This is a genomic window from Reyranella sp., assembly GCF_965279465.1.
In the GTDB taxonomy this organism is placed as follows: Bacteria; Pseudomonadota; Alphaproteobacteria; order Reyranellales; family Reyranellaceae; genus Reyranella.
Genome location: NZ_OZ257242.1, coordinates 7,433,688 through 7,449,214 on the forward strand (window position 1 = coordinate 7,433,688; position 15,527 = coordinate 7,449,214).

At 66.4% G+C, this 15,527-nt stretch carries 15 protein-coding genes; 12 read left to right on the forward strand and 3 right to left on the reverse strand.

The window, feature by feature from the left end:
- The first annotated feature begins 171 nt into the window (after nucleotides 1-171).
- From ACQY8M_RS36260 to ACQY8M_RS36275, 4 genes are all read left to right on the forward strand, one after another.
- A complete protein-coding gene (locus tag ACQY8M_RS36260) occupies nucleotides 172-1,200 on the forward strand; it encodes an aldo/keto reductase (RefSeq protein ID WP_428667046.1) in 1,029 nt (342 codons plus the stop codon).
- A gap of 176 nt (nucleotides 1,201-1,376) precedes the next feature.
- Nucleotides 1,377-2,204 carry an amidohydrolase family protein gene (locus ACQY8M_RS36265; protein WP_428667048.1) on the forward strand — a complete coding sequence of 276 codons (828 nt, stop codon included), beginning with the start codon at nucleotides 1,377-1,379 and terminating at the stop codon, nucleotides 2,202-2,204.
- Between the two features lie 7 nt (nucleotides 2,205-2,211).
- Nucleotides 2,212-3,051 carry an amidohydrolase family protein gene (locus tag ACQY8M_RS36270; protein ID WP_428667050.1) on the forward strand — a complete coding sequence of 280 codons (840 nt, stop codon included), beginning with the start codon at nucleotides 2,212-2,214 and terminating at the stop codon, nucleotides 3,049-3,051.
- Nucleotides 3,048-3,872, forward strand: a complete 825-nt coding sequence (locus ACQY8M_RS36275; RefSeq protein WP_428667052.1) for an amidohydrolase family protein — start codon at nucleotides 3,048-3,050, stop codon at nucleotides 3,870-3,872. Before ACQY8M_RS36270 ends, ACQY8M_RS36275 begins: the two co-directional genes overlap by 4 nt.
- Nucleotides 3,873-3,876: 4 nt before the next feature.
- On the opposite strand, the gene ACQY8M_RS36280 is transcribed toward ACQY8M_RS36275, so the two are convergent.
- The 3 genes from ACQY8M_RS36280 to ACQY8M_RS36290 are packed head-to-tail and all read right to left on the reverse strand — an operon-like array spanning nucleotide 3,877 to nucleotide 6,809.
- Nucleotides 3,877-4,623, reverse strand: coding sequence for an SDR family NAD(P)-dependent oxidoreductase (locus ACQY8M_RS36280; RefSeq protein WP_428667054.1), 747 nt, complete (start codon nucleotides 4,621-4,623; stop codon nucleotides 3,877-3,879).
- 11 nt (nucleotides 4,624-4,634) lie between these two features.
- Nucleotides 4,635-5,060, reverse strand: a complete 426-nt coding sequence (locus tag ACQY8M_RS36285; RefSeq protein ID WP_428667056.1) for a CHRD domain-containing protein — start codon at nucleotides 5,058-5,060, stop codon at nucleotides 4,635-4,637.
- 3 nt (nucleotides 5,061-5,063) lie between these two features.
- A complete protein-coding gene (locus ACQY8M_RS36290) occupies nucleotides 5,064-6,809 on the reverse strand; it encodes an NAD(P)-binding domain-containing protein (protein ID WP_428667058.1) in 1,746 nt (581 codons plus the stop codon).
- 69 nt (nucleotides 6,810-6,878) lie between these two features.
- Here ACQY8M_RS36290 and ACQY8M_RS36295 point away from each other — a divergent pair, with 69 nt between their 5' ends.
- The 8 genes from ACQY8M_RS36295 (at nucleotide 6,879) to ACQY8M_RS36330 (ending at nucleotide 15,517) form a co-directional block, all read left to right on the forward strand.
- Nucleotides 6,879-7,712, forward strand: coding sequence for a DMT family transporter (locus tag ACQY8M_RS36295; RefSeq protein WP_428667060.1), 834 nt, complete (start codon nucleotides 6,879-6,881; stop codon nucleotides 7,710-7,712).
- A gap of 33 nt (nucleotides 7,713-7,745) precedes the next feature.
- On the forward strand, nucleotides 7,746-8,885 hold the full coding sequence (locus tag ACQY8M_RS36300; RefSeq protein ID WP_428667062.1) for an amidohydrolase family protein: 1,140 nt from the start codon (nucleotides 7,746-7,748) through the stop codon (nucleotides 8,883-8,885).
- Between the two features lie 246 nt (nucleotides 8,886-9,131).
- A complete protein-coding gene (locus tag ACQY8M_RS36305; protein ID WP_428667064.1) occupies nucleotides 9,132-10,307 on the forward strand; it encodes a sensor histidine kinase in 1,176 nt (391 codons plus the stop codon).
- Between the two features lie 239 nt (nucleotides 10,308-10,546).
- A complete protein-coding gene (locus tag ACQY8M_RS36310) occupies nucleotides 10,547-11,791 on the forward strand; it encodes a branched-chain amino acid ABC transporter substrate-binding protein (protein ID WP_428667066.1) in 1,245 nt (414 codons plus the stop codon).
- Nucleotides 11,792-11,851: 60 nt separating this feature from the next.
- Nucleotides 11,852-12,799 (forward strand): branched-chain amino acid ABC transporter permease, encoded by a 948-nt coding sequence (locus ACQY8M_RS36315; protein WP_428667068.1) that lies wholly within the window; start codon nucleotides 11,852-11,854, stop codon nucleotides 12,797-12,799.
- Nucleotides 12,796-14,073 carry a branched-chain amino acid ABC transporter permease gene (locus tag ACQY8M_RS36320; protein WP_428667070.1) on the forward strand — a complete coding sequence of 426 codons (1,278 nt, stop codon included), beginning with the start codon at nucleotides 12,796-12,798 and terminating at the stop codon, nucleotides 14,071-14,073. Before ACQY8M_RS36315 ends, ACQY8M_RS36320 begins: the two co-directional genes overlap by 4 nt.
- Nucleotides 14,070-14,822: an ABC transporter ATP-binding protein gene (locus ACQY8M_RS36325; RefSeq protein ID WP_428667072.1), complete on the forward strand. Its 753-nt coding sequence runs from the start codon at nucleotides 14,070-14,072 to the stop codon at nucleotides 14,820-14,822. The genes ACQY8M_RS36320 and ACQY8M_RS36325 overlap by 4 nt, the downstream gene beginning before the upstream one ends.
- Entirely contained in the window at nucleotides 14,822-15,517 is a 696-nt protein-coding gene (locus ACQY8M_RS36330; protein WP_428675589.1) for an ABC transporter ATP-binding protein, read from the forward strand. The genes ACQY8M_RS36325 and ACQY8M_RS36330 overlap by 1 nt, the downstream gene beginning before the upstream one ends.
- The last annotated feature ends 10 nt before the right edge of the window (nucleotides 15,518-15,527 follow it).

Consider the following 15,527-nt stretch of genomic DNA (forward strand, 5'->3'; position numbering starts at 1 on the left):
GAAATCCGCACGCGCCGGACTTTGGCAATCGAGCGCGCTCGCATGATAGGGTAGCAGACCCATGCAAAAAGGCAGCAGAAACGATAATAATCGATGACGCATTGGAAATGATTTCGTGACTATTGTGATGAGTTCGGAGAACAGCCGCAAAGAAATTCGGGGGGAAGACCGTTGACCAGCCTACCGCGCCGCAAAGTCGGCAAGACGTCCTTGGAAGTCACCACGCTCGGCCTCGGGGGCGCGCCGATGGGCGGCTTTCGCGCCGCCATCACAGACGCCGAAGCCGTCGAGCTCACCGATGCCGCCTATGACCTCGGCGTACGCTACTTCGACACCTCGCCGTTCTACGGCTATGGCCGCAGCGAGCTGCGCATGGGGGCCGCCCTGCGCAACCGGCCGCGCGAGGAGTTCGTGCTGTCGACCAAGATCGGCCGCATCCTCCATCCGCTGAAGCCGGGGGAGAAGAAGCCGCCGGAGTTCCGCGAGAACGGCCTGCCCGGCTTCTCGCCGGTGTTCGACTACAGCTACGACGGCGTCATGCGCTCGCTCGAGCATTCGCATCATCGGCTCGGCATGGCGAAGATCGACATCGCGCTGATCCACGACGTCGACTTCTGGACCACCAAGGACCGCGCCGTCCTCGACGAACGGTTCAAGACGGTGATGGAGGGCGGCTACAAGGCGCTCGTCGAGCTGAAGAAGGCGGGCATCATCGGCGCGATCGGCGTCGGCATCAACGAGAGCGACACCAGCCTGCGCTTCGTCCAGGCCGGCGACTTCGACTGCATGCTGCTCGCCGGCCGCTACACCTTGCTCGAGCAGGGCGCGCTCGACGGCTTCCTGCCGGAATGCACGAAGCGCGGCGTGTCGGTCATCCTGGGCGGACCGTACAATTCCGGCATCCTGACCGGCGGCGTGACCGACACGGCGACGCACGACTATGCCCAGGCGCCGGCTCCCCTGATCGAGAAGGCGCGCAAGCTCGAGGCGATCTGCCGGCGCCATGGCGTCGAGCTCGGCGCGGCGGCGATGCAGTTCCCGCTGTTCCATCCGGCGCTCTGCGCGGTAATCCCCGGTGCGCTCAGCACCACCGAGGTGAAGCAGAACGTCGAGCGTCTGTCGGCTCCGATTCCGACCGAGCTGTGGAGCGAGCTCAAGCGCGAGAAGCTGATCGACCCGGCCTCGCCGACACCCAATTGAGCGCATTCACATGCGCTGGCGGGCGGCAGCGCCTTCTCGTGATTTGGTCGTCTCCGACCAAATCACTGAGGCGCGAGAGCCCGCACCGTGCAGAAAAGACAAGAACGCGCCACTTCGGCGAATTCACATTCGCCTTTAGTGGCGCGCCCCCAGCGGAATAAAAAGGAGGAAACGCCATGAAGATCGTCGACGCTCAGGTCCATATCTGGAGACAGACCGTCACGCCGCCGACCGGCAAGCACCGCAAGGTCACGCAGGTCACCGCCGAAGAGATGCTGAAGGAGATGGACGAGGCCGGAGTCGATGCTGCCCTGATCCATCCGCCGATGAGCTGGGACCCGACCTCGCAGGACATGGCGCTGGAGGCTGCAAAGAAATATCCAGGCCGCTTTGCGGTGATGGGCAGCTTCGATCCCAAGGACCCGGCCAACAAGGCGCTGATCCCGACCTGGCGGCAGCAGCCCGGCATGATGGGCCTGCGCTGGGCGCTGCTGCATCCGCCGGAGCAGAAGCTGCTGCACGAGGGCGCGCTCGACTGGATCTGGCCGGAGGCCGAGAAGGCCGGCCTCGCGATCGGCATGATGGGCGGCATCTTCCTCAAGGAGTTCCGCGGCATCGCCGAGCGCTATCCGAACCTCAAGCTGATCCTCGACCACTGCGGCCTCAACCGGCTCGGCCAGGACGAAGAGGCCTTCATCCATCTCGACGAGATGACGGCGCTCGCCAGGCTGCCCAACGTCGCGGTCAAGATGACCGGCGCGCCGCATTATTCGACCCAGCCTTACCCCTTCAAGAACATCCAGGACGGGCTGCATCGCATCGTCGATGCCTACGGGCCGGACCGCTGTTTCTGGGGGACCGACATCACCCGCATGCCCTGCACCTACCGGCAGTGCGTCACCTTCTTCACCGAGGAGCTGCCATGGCTGAAAGGCCAGGACCTCGAGAAGGTCATGGGCCGCTCGCTCTGCAAGTGGATCGGCTGGGACTACAAGTTCGACTGAGGATGCGATGAAGATCATCGACGCCCAGGTCCATATCTGGTCGCAAACCACGGTGGCGCCGAACGGCGGCCACCGGCAGGTATCGAGCTTCAGTGCCGAGGAGCTGCTGGCGGAAATGGACGAGGCCGGCGTCGATGCGGGCCTGGTCCACCCGCCGGCGAGCTGGGACCCGACCTCGGTTCAGCTCTCGATCGAAGCGGCGAAGAAATACCCCGACCGCTTCGCTGTCATGGGCCAGTTCCCGCCCGGCGATCGCAGCAACGAGCAGCTGATCCCGGGCTGGCGCCAGCAGCCCGGCATGGTCGGGCTGCGCTGGTCGATGTTCTACTACGACCAGCCGGTCGAGCTGCCGAAAGGCACCTACGACTGGATCTGGCCCGCCGCCGAGAAAGCCGGCGTGCCCGTCGCGCTGCAGGCCGGGCTGTTCCTCCCAAAGTTCCGCTGGATCGCCGAGACCCATCCGCGCCTGCCGCTGATCATCGACCATTGCGGCCTGAAGGTGCTGGCCAAGGGCGCCGATGCGCTGGAGCATCTCTCCGAGCTGCTGGCGCTCGCCAAGCTGCCCAACGTCGCGATCAAGGCGACCGCCGCGCCGGCCTACTCGGCGCAGGACTATCCGTTCCGCGACATCAGCGACCCGCTGCAGCGCATCTTCGATGCCTACGGACCGGACCGCTTCTTCTGGGGAACCGACATCACCCGCATGACCTGCAGCTACCGCCAGTGCGTCACGCACTTCACCGAGGAGCTGCCGTGGCTCGTGGGCCAGGAACTCGAGAAGGTGATGGGCCGAGGCCTCGCGAAGTGGGTCGGCTGGGACTTCAACTTCCAAGGGGGACACCCATGAAGATCATCGACGCGCAGGTGCATCTCTGGTCGCAGGCGATCATTCCGCCGGTTTCCAACCATCGCCAGATCCAGAGCTTCAGCGCCGAGGAGCTGCTTACCGAGATGGCCGCGGCCGGCGTCGACGGCGCCCTGATCCACCCGCCGTTCAGCTGGGATCCGACCTCGAACGCGCTCTCGATCGAGGCCTGCAAGAAATATCCGGACCGCTTTGCCATCCTGGGGCAGTTCCCGCCGGGCGACCGGTCGAACGAGACGCTGATCGCGGCCTGGCGGCAGCAGCCAGGCATGCTGGGCTTCCGCTGGGTGTTCGCCTACGGCGACCAGCCGCGCCAGCTGCAGGAAGGCCAGTTCGACTGGATCTGGCCGGCCGTCGAGAAAGCCGGCCTGCCCGTGGCAATGCTGGCCGGCAACTTCCTCGACAAGTTCCGCTGGATCGCAGAGACCCATCCGAACCTCACCCTGATCATCGACCATTGCGGCCTGAAGTCGGGCGCCAAGGACGAGGCCGCCCTGGAGCATTTCGACAAGCTGCTGCCATTGGCCAAGCTGCCGAACGTGGCGCTGAAGGCGACCGGCGCGCCGGGCTACTCGACGCAGCCCTACCCGTTCCGCAACCTGCACGATCCGCTGCATCGCCTGTTCGATGCCTTCGGGCCGGACCGCTTCTTCTGGGGCACCGACATCACCCGCATGCCCTGCAGCTACCGCCAGTGCGTGACCTTCTTCACCGAGGAGCTGCCCTGGCTGAAAGGCGAGGACCTGGAGAAGGTCATGGGCCGCGGGCTTGCCAAATGGATCGGGTGGAACTTCAAGTTCTAGCCCGTCAGGCCATATAGCCGCCGTCGACGATCAGCGGGCTGCCGGTCATGGCGGCGGCGCCGTCGGAGCAGAGCCACAGGACGCTCGACGCGATCTCTTCCGGAGTCGCGATCTTGCCGCGCGGCGTCTGGCGCAGGATTTCGGCTTTCAGGGCGGGATCTTCCAGATAGCGCGCGATCGCCGGCGTATCGACCCAGCCGGGACAGATCACGCTGATGCGCAGGCCTGCCTTTGCGTTCTCCAGCGCCGCGCTCCGGGTCAGGCCGATCACGCCGTGCTTGGCGGCGGAATAGGCCGCACCGCCGGGAAACGGATAGCCGCGCAGGCCGTCGACCGACGCGTTGTTGACGATGACGCCCGCCCCCTTCTCCAGCATCAGCGGAATCTGGTGACTCAGGCACAGGAAGGCCGAGGTCAGGTAGCCGTCCATCGTCCTGCGCCAGCCGGCTTCGTCGCCGTTCGCAACCGGCCCGACGAAACCGCCGCTGCCGCCGTTGTTGAAGGCATAGTCGAGGCCGCCGTGCCGCTCCTTGATCGTCGCGCAGAGCCTTGCGACGTCCGCGCCACTCGCCACGTCGCAGGGCAACCAGGAAGCGTTGCCGCCGCCCTTGATCCTCCCGAGCGCAGCCTTCGCCCGCTGCTCGTCGCGGCTCGCGAGGATCACCGTCGCGCCTTCGGCGGCGAATGCCGCCACAGTCGCAAGGCCGATCCCGCTGCTCCCGCCGGTGACAAGAGCGATCTTCCCTTTCATTTCCGGGTACATCAACGGCCCGTCGCGACCACCGCGCCCTTGAGCTCACCCCCAGGATATTTCTCGGTCTTGATGACCACGGACCAGCGGCCGGCGATCAGGTCGGCCGCCTGCTGGTCGGTCAGCGTCGCGCCGCCGGGGTGTGGATTGCCCTCGATCTGGCTGTTGATCGACACGATCGCGTAATCGCCGCCTTCGATATCGGGACCGCGGAACTCGGCCCAGGTGATCGGACCGCTCAAATCGCCGTAGCTCAATTGCCATGACAGCAAACGGCGCGACGGCGAGTAGTCGGCGGTGAGGCCGCCCCGCGCCGGGCTCTGACCGGTGAGCGAGGCCACGAAATGCGGCTTCTTCTCCGAGGGGTCGCCGGGATAGAAGCCGCCACAGCCCCCGAGAAGCAGGGCCGCCGCGGCAAGGACCGTGAGATGTTTCACGCGTTACGCCTTGTGGTGCACCGGAGCGCGACCGTAGACCGGCGTCGCGATCCCTTCCAGCCGTGCCTTGAGCTGCAGCGCGAGGAAGCGCGAATAGTGGCGCGACTGGGCGAGGTTGCCGCCGTGGAACCACAAGTTCTCCTGCGCCGTCGGCTTCCACATGTTGCGCGGCTCGCCCTCCCACGGGCCGGGATCCTTGGCGGTGCCGGAGCCGAGACCCCACACCTTGCCGACCTTGTCCGCGACCTTCTGCGAGATCAGCGCGCCCGCCCACTGGTTCATCGAGCCGTAACCCGTCGCATAGACGATCAGGTCGGCCGGCAGCTCGGTGCCGTCCTTCAACACCACACTGCTCTCGGTCACGCGATCGACCTCGGCCGATTTCAGCTTGATCTCGCCCGAAGCGATCAGCTCCGACGCGCCGACGTCGATGTAGTAGCCGGAGCCGCGGCGCATATACATCGTGCCGATGCCGGTCTCGTCCTCGCCGAAGGTGACCTTGAAGCCCGCCTTCTCCAGCCGTGCGTAGAAGTCGGCATCGTCGCTCCGGATCTGCGCCGTCATCGGCTTGGCCGCCGCGGGCTGCAGCGCGTAGGGCAAGGAGGCAGCGATGAAGTCGGCCTTCTCGGTGGTGATGCCCTTGGCCAACGCCTCCTCCGAATAGAGCGGCCGATGGCGCGCCAGGGAGTCCGACCGCATGACCAGCGTCGGCGAGCGCTGCAGCAAGGTGACGTCGGCGCCGTGCTCCCACAGATCGGCCGCGATATCGTGCGCCGAGTTGTTCGAGCCCACGACGACGCAGCGCTTGCCCGCCCAGCCCTCGCCGCCGGTGTGGCGGCTCGAGTGATGCTGCGTGCCCTTGAACCTGTCGGCGCCGGGAAAGCGCGGAATCTCCGGGAAGCCCGACATGCCGGTCGCCAGCACGAGATGCTTCGGCCGGATCGTGACCGGCCTGCCCGCGCGCTCGACGACGACCGTCCACTCGCCGGCCTTCTCGTCGTACGACGCGCTCTTGCACGGCGCCGAGGACCAGTAGTCGAGCTCCATGATTGTCACATAAGACTCGAGCCAGTCGCCCATCTTGTCCTTGGGCGTGTAGATCGGCCAATGGTCGGGGAAAGGCAGGTACGGCAGATGGTCGTACCAGACCGGATCGTGCAGGCAGAGCGACTTGTAGCGCTTGCGCCAGGCGTCGCCCGGCCGCTCGTGCGCATCGACGACCAGCGCCGGCACGCCGATCCGCTTCAGCCGTGCGGCGAGCCCTATGCCGCCCTGTCCACCGCCGACGATCAGCACGAAGGGCTGGCGCGTGATGCCGAATTCCTCCGCGTCAGCCTGCCGGCGGTCGGTCCAGGTCACCCGGTTCCTGAACGCGCCGTGCTCGGTGCCGGCCTCGCGGGTCGGACCGGCCTTCTCCTCGAAGCCCTTCAGCTCCATCAGCGCGGTGAACAACGTCGTCGCCTTGCCGTCCTTCAACCGGACGTGGCCACGGCCGCGGCCGACCGCGGTCTCGAAGGTGAACCAGCCCTCGCCGCTTTCCATCCGGAAGGTCGAGGGCCGCACGTCGGCGAGCCGCGCCTTCAGCATGGCGGCGATCGCCGCGCGGCCTTCGAAGGTCACGATGTTCCAGGTGAAGGAGACGAGATCGCGCCAGTAGCTCGTCTCGATGAAATGCGAAGCGGCCGCATCGGCGTCGCCGCGTTCGAGGGCCGCGGCGAAGCTCGCCAGCCATTGTTCCTGTTCAGTCACCCGTCTTCGTTAGCGCGCAGCCAAGTCCTCTGCAACGTGATAGGACGGCGCGCTCATGAGCCGTCCGCCATGCCCCGCCTGATCGCCCTCACCACGCTGGCCATGCTGGCCTTCGCCGGCAACTCGCTGCTCTGCCGCGTGGCGTTGCGCGACACCGCGATCGACGCGGCGAGCTTCACCTCGATCCGCCTCGCCTCGGGCGCCCTCATCCTGGCGCTGATCGTGCGCCTGCGGAAAGGCCAGCCTGCCGGCGGCGGGAGCTGGGTGGCTGCGGCCTGCCTGTTCGCCTATGCCGCCGGCTTCTCCTTCGCCTACCGCCAGCTCTCGGCGGCGACCGGCGCGCTGCTGCTGTTCGGCGCGGTGCAGATCGCGATGCTCTCCTGGGGTCTTGCCAAGGGCGAGCGCCTGCGGCCGATGCAGTTCGCTGGCCTGCTTCTCGCCGTCGGCGGCCTCGTCTACATGCTGCTGCCCGGCCTCGCCGCGCCGCCGATCGAGGGCGCGGCCTTCATGATCGCCGCCGGTATCGCCTGGGCCGGCTACTCGCTGCTCGGACGCGGCACCCGCGACCCGACCGCGGCAACGGCCGGCAACTTCCTGCGCGCCGTCCCATTTGCCGCCGCCCTCAGCCTGGCCGTCGCCTCGCGCACCGGCATCGACCAGACGGGCGCGCTCTATGCGGTCGCCTCGGGCGCGATCACGTCGGGCCTCGGATACGTGCTGTGGTACGCCGTGCTGCCCTCATTCACCGCCGCGTCGGCCGCCGTGATCCAGCTCAGCGTGCCGGCGATTGCCGCGTTGGGCGGTGTTGTTTTGCTGGCCGAACCCCTCTCGAACCGCCTGATGATCGCATCGGCCACGATCCTGGGCGGGATCGCGTTGACGATCTTGCGTCCTCGCACCTGACGGGAGGATGATCACCCTACAGGAGGAACGGTTATGAAATATGACGTCATCTCGGCCGATGGGCATGTCGACCTGATCTGGTTGCCGCCGGACCTGTTCACCAGGAACGCATCGGCGGCGCTGAAGGATCGCATGCCTCACGTCATCGACGGACCGAAGGGCCCGGAGTGGGTCAGCGCGAAGGGCGCCAAGTTCGGCCTGGTGAACGGCATGGGCTCGGCGGGCCGGGAATACGTGCCGGGCGTCATCCATCGCTCCGACCGCATGGCCTCGACCGGCCTGTATGACGACGGCAAGAAGGGCGTGCGGCGCCTGACCGAGGTCGATCTGCGCCTGAAGGACCAGGACCGTGACGGCGTGCAGGCCGAGGTGCTGTACGGCGTGCTGGGCTCGAGCGGCCGGCTCAACGACCCGGAAGCGGCGCTGGAGATGCTGCGCATCTACAACGACTGGCTCCACGATTTCTGCAAGCAGGCTCCCGATCGGCTGATCGGCCTGGCCAATATTCCCAACTACAACATGGAAGAGTCGGTCGCGGAGGCGATGCGTTGCGCCAAGCGCGGCGTGCTCGGTCTCGACATCGCGAACCGGCCCGACATGACGCCGCTGTGGGACGAGCATTGGGAGCCGCTCTGGAAGTTCGGCCATGAGACCGGCATCCCGCTGCACTTCCATACGATCGGCGGCCGCTCACCCGACGTCACCAAGTTCCCGCCGCATGTGCAGCGCCGCATCTTCGCCGTGCACATCACCGGCTTCCAGATGCACATGAGTGCGATGCTGATGGGCATCATCTTCTCCGGCGCGCCGGCGCGCTATCCGAACCTCAAGATCGTGATCGGCGAGGCCGGGCTGGGCTGGATCCCCTATGTGCTGCAGCACATGGATCTCGAATGGGGCGACCAGTTCCAGGACCTCGACCTCAAGATGAAGCCCAGCGAATACTGGCACCGTCAGTTCTACGCCACCTATCAGACCGACCCGGTCGGCATCGAGCTGCTCAAGCATCTCGGCGAGGACAATGTGATGTGGGGCTCGGACTTCCCGCACCCCGACGGCATCTGGCCGGACAGCCAGGAATTCCTGGCCGCCGAGCTGAACGACATCTCGCCCGAGGCCAAGCGCAAGATCGTGCGTGACAACGCGATGAAGCTCTACCGGCTGGCGAACTAGCCGGCGCATTCGCCCCGTGTTCCTTCTCGTGCGAAGCAGGGGAGGAACATGACGGCCTCGTGTCGCGGCACCTACGATCCATCGAATCCTGCGTGCCCGGCGCAACCCGGAGAGCCGATGATCGTTCACCTGTCTGCTCCGAGTGTTCGCGAGGAGACGGAAATGATCGCCGTTTCTGCCTAGTCTGCGATTGATGGCATCGCGGTGCGGCAATCCTTGAATCAAACGCCGTCAAATGACGCCTTGGTGAGCCTCGACGACGTGATCGTCACGCGCGAACTCGACCGGCGCCCGGACAGCGCTGTCGACCATCGCCAGGTGAACACTGCCATCCGTGAGCTTGCAGCGCGGATGCTGGATGGCCCCGAGCTAGTCCTGCCGCGCTTCGTCAGCTTGGCCATGCAGCTCGGCGAGGGCGTTTCGTCGGGGATCAGCGTGTTCGAACCGCACGCCTCGCCGCCGATCTTCCGGTGGGCTTTCCTCGAAGGCTCCCTCGCCGCCTTCAATGATGCGACCACGCCGCGCAATTACAGCCCGTGCGGCGTGACGCTCGACGCGAACAGGCCCACCCTCGCGCGCCATGCCGAGCGCTACTATTCGTGGATCTCGGACGCCAACATCGTGGTGCCCGAGGTGTTGCTTGTGCCACTGCGGCGCGGCGAGGAGCTGCTGGGCACGCTGTGGATCGTCTCCGACCGCGTCGGTCACTTCAATCGTGGGCACGTCGCGGCAATCGGCGAGCTCGCCACCTTCGTCAGCACGGCTCTGCAGATGCACCAGACCGAGGCGCGCCTGAAGCAGGCTTTGGCCGAGCAGGAAGCCATCGCCAAGGAGATGAGTCATCGCGTCAAGAATGTTTTCAACATCCTGCACGGGATGATCCACTTCAGCGCCAAGGGATCGGCGACGAAGGAAGACTTGGCGGAGGCGCTCTCGGGCCGGGTGCGCGCGCTGGCCGCCGCGCACGGCTTGGTGCGTCGGACCTTCACGGACGAGCGCATCTCCAGCCCCGCGACCGAACTGACGGCCGTGATGAGCGCGATGCTGCGGCCCCACGAAGCGCTTCCCGGCCGCGAGGCGCGCTTCACCGTGACCGGTCCGATGGTGCCGTTGGGAGAACATGCCACCAACGGCCTCGCGCTGGTCCTGCACGAGCTGGCGACCAACGCCGCCAAGTACGGCGCCCTGTCGGCAGAGGGCGGCACGATCGAGATCGTCTGGCGCATCCAGGACAGCCAGCTGGTGCTGACATGGCGCGAAGCCGGTGGACCAGCGACCGCCTCGCCGCCGGCGACTTCCGGCTTCGGCATGCGTCTCCTGCAACAGACGGTCAGCGGCCTCAAGGGCGTCGTCGAGCACGCCTGGAAACCCGGCGGCCTCACGGTCACGCTCCGCCTGCCACTCGACGGGCTCAGCCGCTAGAGTTGCAGCCGCCCTGTCTTCCCTGGTCCCCGCCAGGGCGCTATCGGCCTCACTGACCTCTCCTGGTCTTCCCCGACAGTCGGGTCCCACAAAGGAGTGGCAAGCCGAGCACGAGTCCTCGCACATCCGTTGAAGCGGATTCGCGCTGGCGGCCCGTGCCGCGTCCATCCTATAGTTTCGCGACGGCACCGCCAGACTACCAAAAAGAGCGGCCACTATACCGGGAAGGGATTCGCACCATGCAGCCGCGCAAAGGGCTTTCAGCGCTAGTGGGATTCGTGCTCGCGATCGCCATCGGCGGTTCGGCCTGGGCCCAGCAAACCATCAAGATCGCCTACACCGATCCGCTGTCGGGTCCGTTCGCCCAGGTGGGCGACGCCAACCTGAAGCAGATGCAGTACATCATCGACTACATCAACGCGAAGGGCGGCGCGCTCGGCAAGAAGTTCGAGCTGGTGCCGTTCGACAACAAGTCCCAGCCCTCGGACGCGCTGATCGCGCTCAAGAGCGCGACCGACCAGAACATGCCCTTCATCATGCAGTGCAGCGGGTCGAACATCGCCGCCGCGCTGATCGAGGCGGTCAACAAGCATAACGACCGCAATCCCGACAACCGCATCATCTACCTGAACTGCGGTGCGGTGGCGACGGAGCTGACCAACGAGCAGTGCAGCTTCTGGCATTTCCGCTTCGACCTGCATGTCGGCATGAAGGCCGAGGTGATGGTGCGCGCGTTGCCCAAGGACGTGACCAAGGTCTACCTGATCAACCAGGACTACCTGTTCGGCCAGTCGGTCCAGCGTGACGTGAAAGCCTTCCTCGCCAAGGTGCGGCCCGACGTGCAGGTGGTCGGAGACGAGCTGATCCCGCTCGGCAAGATCAAGGACTTCTCGCCCTACATCACCAAGATCAAGGCCTCGGGCGCGCAGGCGCTGCTGACCGGCAATTGGGGCCCGGACATGAACCTCTTGATCAAGGCGGGCGTCGATGCCGGTGCCGACCTGCGCTACTACACCTTCTATGCCCATCTTGCCGGCGGGCCGACGGCGATCGGCGCTGGCGGCGACAACCGCGTGCTGGCGGTGATGTCGTTCGGCGAGAACGTGGCGCCGGAGATCGGCAACGCCGAAGCCGAGGCCTTCACCAAGGGCTTCCGCGACAAGCACAAGTTCGACTTCTCGGCCGCGGGCTTCCGCACCATCTTCGAGTATCTCCAGGCGGCGGTGAACAAGGCCGGGGCGGTCGACGCGACCAAGATCGCCTATGCGCTGGAAGGCCTCTCGATCAAGGACTTCCTCGGCTACGACACCACGATGCGCAAGGATGACCACCAGATCATCACCGAATACTTCGTCGGCACCTTCAAGAAGGGCGTGAAATACGACGCGGAGGGCACCGGCCTCGGCTGGGCGACCTCGGCGACCATCCTCGCCAAGGACATCGACCAGCCCAACAGCTGCAAGATGAAGCGTCCGAAGATGTGAAGGCCCAGAGGCCCGTTTCCCTGACAGGAAGCGGGCCTCGCCTTGTGGCGGTCCGGTCCGATGGAAGTCTTCGTCGTCTCGCTCCTCAACGGCCTCGTCTACGGCATGCTGCTGTTCATGCTGGCGAGCGGGCTCACCCTCATCCTCAGCATGATGGGCGTGCTGAACTTCGCCCATGCCAGCGCCTACATGCTGGGCGCCTATTTCGCGTACACGATCAGCCAGTACATCGGCTTCTGGCCGGCCCTGGTCATCGCCCCCCTCCTGTGCGGGCTGATCGGCGCGGCAATCGAGATGTGGGGGCTCCGGCGAGTCCATCGCAACGGTCACATCGCCGAGCTGCTGTTCACCTTCGGCCTCGCCCTGATCATCGAGAAGGCCGTGCAGATGACCTGGGGCCTGCTGCCGGTTCCCTACCGGGTGCCGGAGCTGCTCGATTTCCCGCTGTTCACGATCTACGGCACGCATTTCCCGGCCTACCGTGCCTTCATGCTGCTGGTCTCCGCCCTGATGTTCGGCGCGATCTGGCTCGGCCTGACGCGCACCCGCATCGGCTTGGTCATCCAGGCGGCGCTCACCCATCCCGAGATGGCGTCCGCCCTCGGCCACAACGTGCCGCGCATCTTCACCCTGGTCTTCGCCGCCGGCACCGCGCTGGCAGGGCTGGCCGGCGTGATCGGCGGCAACTACCAGGTCACCGAGCCGGCCATGGCCTTCACCATGGGGCCGATCGTCTTCGTGGTCGTGGTGTTCGGCGGGCTCGGTTCGCTGTCGGGCTGCTTCATCGCCTCGATCCTGATGGGGCTGATCCAGACCTTCGCCGTGGTGTTCGACGTGTCGCTGGCCGACCTGCTGGCCAAATTCGGCTTCGTAGTGACCAAGGACACGCCGTTCGCGGAGGTCCTCACCGTCACTCTGCCGCGGGTCGGCGCCCTGCTGCCGTTCCTGCTGATGGTCCTGATCCTCGTCTTCCGGCCGCGCGGCCTGATGGGAACGCGCGATACATGACCGCGCTCCGCCGCCACTGGATCTGGCTGCTGGCACTCGCCGTGCTGCTCGCCTTCCCCTTCCTCTTCTACGACTGGACCAAGGGCCGTCATTCCGGCTTCGTGCTCACCCTGATGAGCGAGATCGGCGTGATGGCGATCTTTGCGCTCAGCTACAACATGCTGATGGGTCAGGCCGGCCTGCTGTCGTTCGGGCATGCCGTGCTGTTCGGGCTGGGCGCTTATTGCGCCGCCCATGTCGTGAATCTGGTCAAAGCGGGCACGATCTGGCTGCCGACCGAGCTGGTGCCGCTGGCCGGCGGGCTCGGCGGCATGGCCTTCGGCTATGTCCTCGGCTGGCTGGTGACCAAGCAGCGCGCTACCGCCTTCGCCATGATCACGATGGGGCTGGGCGAGCTGGTTTCGGCCGCCGCCCTGATGTTCATGGGCTTCTTCGGCGGCGAGGGCGGCATCAGCGTCGACCGCGTCATGGACACCAGCCTGCTGGGCGTCAGCTACACCTCGCCCTGGCAGGTCTACTGCCTCGTCATCGCCTGGGCGTTCATCGCCGCCGTGCTGATGCGCCTGCAGACCCAGACTCCGCTCGGCCGCATGTCCAACGCCACGCGCGACAATTTCGAGCGCGCCCAGTTCGTCGGCTACGACCCGAGGATGGTGCGCCTTCTGCAGTTCACCCTGTCGGGCTTCTTCGCCGGCATCGGCGGCGGCCTGTATGTGCTGATCTACGAGATCGTCACCTTCGACACCGTGTCCGCGGCAAAGTCGGCCAATGCCCTTCTCGCCGTCTATATCGGCGGTGCCGGCGGTTTCTTCGGGCCGATCCTGGGCACCATCGTCGTCGTGCTGCTCCAGAGCGGCGTCAGCCTGCTGAGCAATGCCTGGCTGCTCTATGTCGGCGTGCTGTTCATCGTCATGGTGATGTACGCCCCGGGCGGGCTGATAGGGTTGCTCTTCATGCACGTGCCGATCTGGCGCATCGGCCGGCTGCGCGAGCTGGCCCTGCCCTACCTGCGCGCCTTTCCGCCCGCGCTGCTGATCCTGCTGGGCTTCGTGCTGCTGGTCGAGCTCACGTCGTTCACGACCATCGGCGCGGCCCAGGGCAAGAAGTTCGCCATCGCCGGCAACGTGATCGACACCACCGCGCCGCTGCCCTGGCTGGTCGCGCTGGCGGCACTCGGTCTTGGCGCCCTGTGGATGCGGCGCGCGGCGCGCGGCTTTCGCGAGCGCTGGGATGTCCTGATCGAGGACGCCAAGCGGCAGGGGGTGATGTCGTGAGCACGCCGGCGGTCGAGCTGCGCGCAGTGCGCAAGAGCTTCGGGCAGACCGAGATCATCCGGAGCGTCGACCTCAGCATCCCGCGCGGCGAGCGGCACGCCATCATCGGCCCGAACGGCGCCGGCAAGACCACGCTGTTCAACCTGATCTCTGGGCGCTTTCCCCTCACCTCGGGCACGATCGCGGTGAACGGCCGGTCGACCGCCGGCCTGGCGCCGCAGGAGATCAACCGGCTCGGCCTGTCCCGCAGCTTCCAGATCACCTCGATCTTCCCGCGCATGACGGTGTTCGAGAATCTCCGCTGCGGCCTGCTGTGGTCGCGGGGCTACCGCTACTCGTTCTGGCACCTGCTGGGACGGCAGAAGGCGCTCAACATCGCGGCCGAAGTGCTGCTGGAGCGTCTGAAGCTCACCGAGCGGCGCAACCTGCCGGCCGGCCTGCTGTCCTATGCCGAGCAGCGCGCGCTGGAGATCGGCATCACCATCGCCGGCGGCGCCAAGATCATCCTGCTCGACGAGCCGACCGCCGGCATGAGCCACAGCGAGACCGAGGCTGCGGTCGCGCTGATTCGCAGCGTGTCGGAGGGCAAGACGCTGATCATGGTCGAGCACGACATGAGCGTCGTGTTCGGCCTTGCCGACCGCATCACCGTGCTGGTCTATGGCGAGGTGATCGCCTCCGACGCGCCCGCCGCCATCCGCGGAAACGCTGCCGTGCAAGAGGCCTATCTCGGGACGGTGTCCGCATGATGCTCGAGGTGCGCGACCTGCACGCGCTGTACGGCAAGAGCCATATCCTGCAGGGCGTCGACATGACGGTGGGCGAAGGCGAGATCGTGAGCCTGCTCGGCCGCAACGGCGTCGGCCGCTCGACTGCCTGCAAGGCGATCATGGGGCTGGTTCCGCCCGTCGGGCAAATCAGCTTCAAGGGCCGGCCGATCGCGGGGCTGAGGCCGGACCAGATCGCCCATGCCGGCATGGGCTACGTGCCCGAGGACCGCCAGGTGTTCCCCGGCCTGACGGTCCGCCAGAACCTCGAGCTCGGGCTGAAGCGGGCCGGCGTGTTCGGCCGCTGGACGTTCGACGACGTCTTCTCGCTCTTCCCTAACCTCGGCGCCCGGCGGGACAATCCGGCCGGCGTGCTGTCGGGCGGCGAGCAGCAGATGCTCACCATGTGCCGCACCCTGATGGGCGATCCCGATCTTGTCATCATCGACGAGCCAACCGAGGGGCTGGCCCCCAAGCTGGTCGAGCAGGTCGGCACGTTGCTCGACGAGATCGCCCGGCGCGGCACGGCGATCCTGCTTGTCGAGCAGAAGCTCACCATCGCGCTGAAGATCTCGCGCCGGCTCTACGTCATGGGCCACGGCCGTATCGTGTTCGAGGGCACGCCGAGCGAGCTGGCGGCCAACGCGGCGATCCGCAAGGAATGGCTGGAAGTCTGAGGCTGGGAGC

Coding starts and splice junctions, on each gene's coding strand:
- ACQY8M_RS36295 (WP_428667060.1), top strand. CDS start 6,879: ATGCCCCGCCTGATCGCCCTCACCACGCTGGCCATGCTGGCCTTCGCC.
- ACQY8M_RS36300 (WP_428667062.1), top strand. CDS start 7,746: ATGAAATATGACGTCATCTCGGCCGATGGGCATGTCGACCTGATCTGG.
- ACQY8M_RS36320 (WP_428667070.1), top strand. CDS start 12,796: ATGACCGCGCTCCGCCGCCACTGGATCTGGCTGCTGGCACTCGCCGTG.
- ACQY8M_RS36310 (WP_428667066.1), top strand. CDS start 10,547: ATGCAGCCGCGCAAAGGGCTTTCAGCGCTAGTGGGATTCGTGCTCGCG.
- ACQY8M_RS36270 (WP_428667050.1), top strand. CDS start 2,212: ATGAAGATCATCGACGCCCAGGTCCATATCTGGTCGCAAACCACGGTG.
- ACQY8M_RS36280 (WP_428667054.1), bottom strand. CDS start 4,623: ATGAAAGGGAAGATCGCTCTTGTCACCGGCGGGAGCAGCGGGATCGGC.
- ACQY8M_RS36265 (WP_428667048.1), top strand. CDS start 1,377: ATGAAGATCGTCGACGCTCAGGTCCATATCTGGAGACAGACCGTCACG.
- ACQY8M_RS36275 (WP_428667052.1), top strand. CDS start 3,048: ATGAAGATCATCGACGCGCAGGTGCATCTCTGGTCGCAGGCGATCATT.
- ACQY8M_RS36315 (WP_428667068.1), top strand. CDS start 11,852: ATGGAAGTCTTCGTCGTCTCGCTCCTCAACGGCCTCGTCTACGGCATG.
- ACQY8M_RS36330 (WP_428675589.1), top strand. CDS start 14,822: ATGCTCGAGGTGCGCGACCTGCACGCGCTGTACGGCAAGAGCCATATC.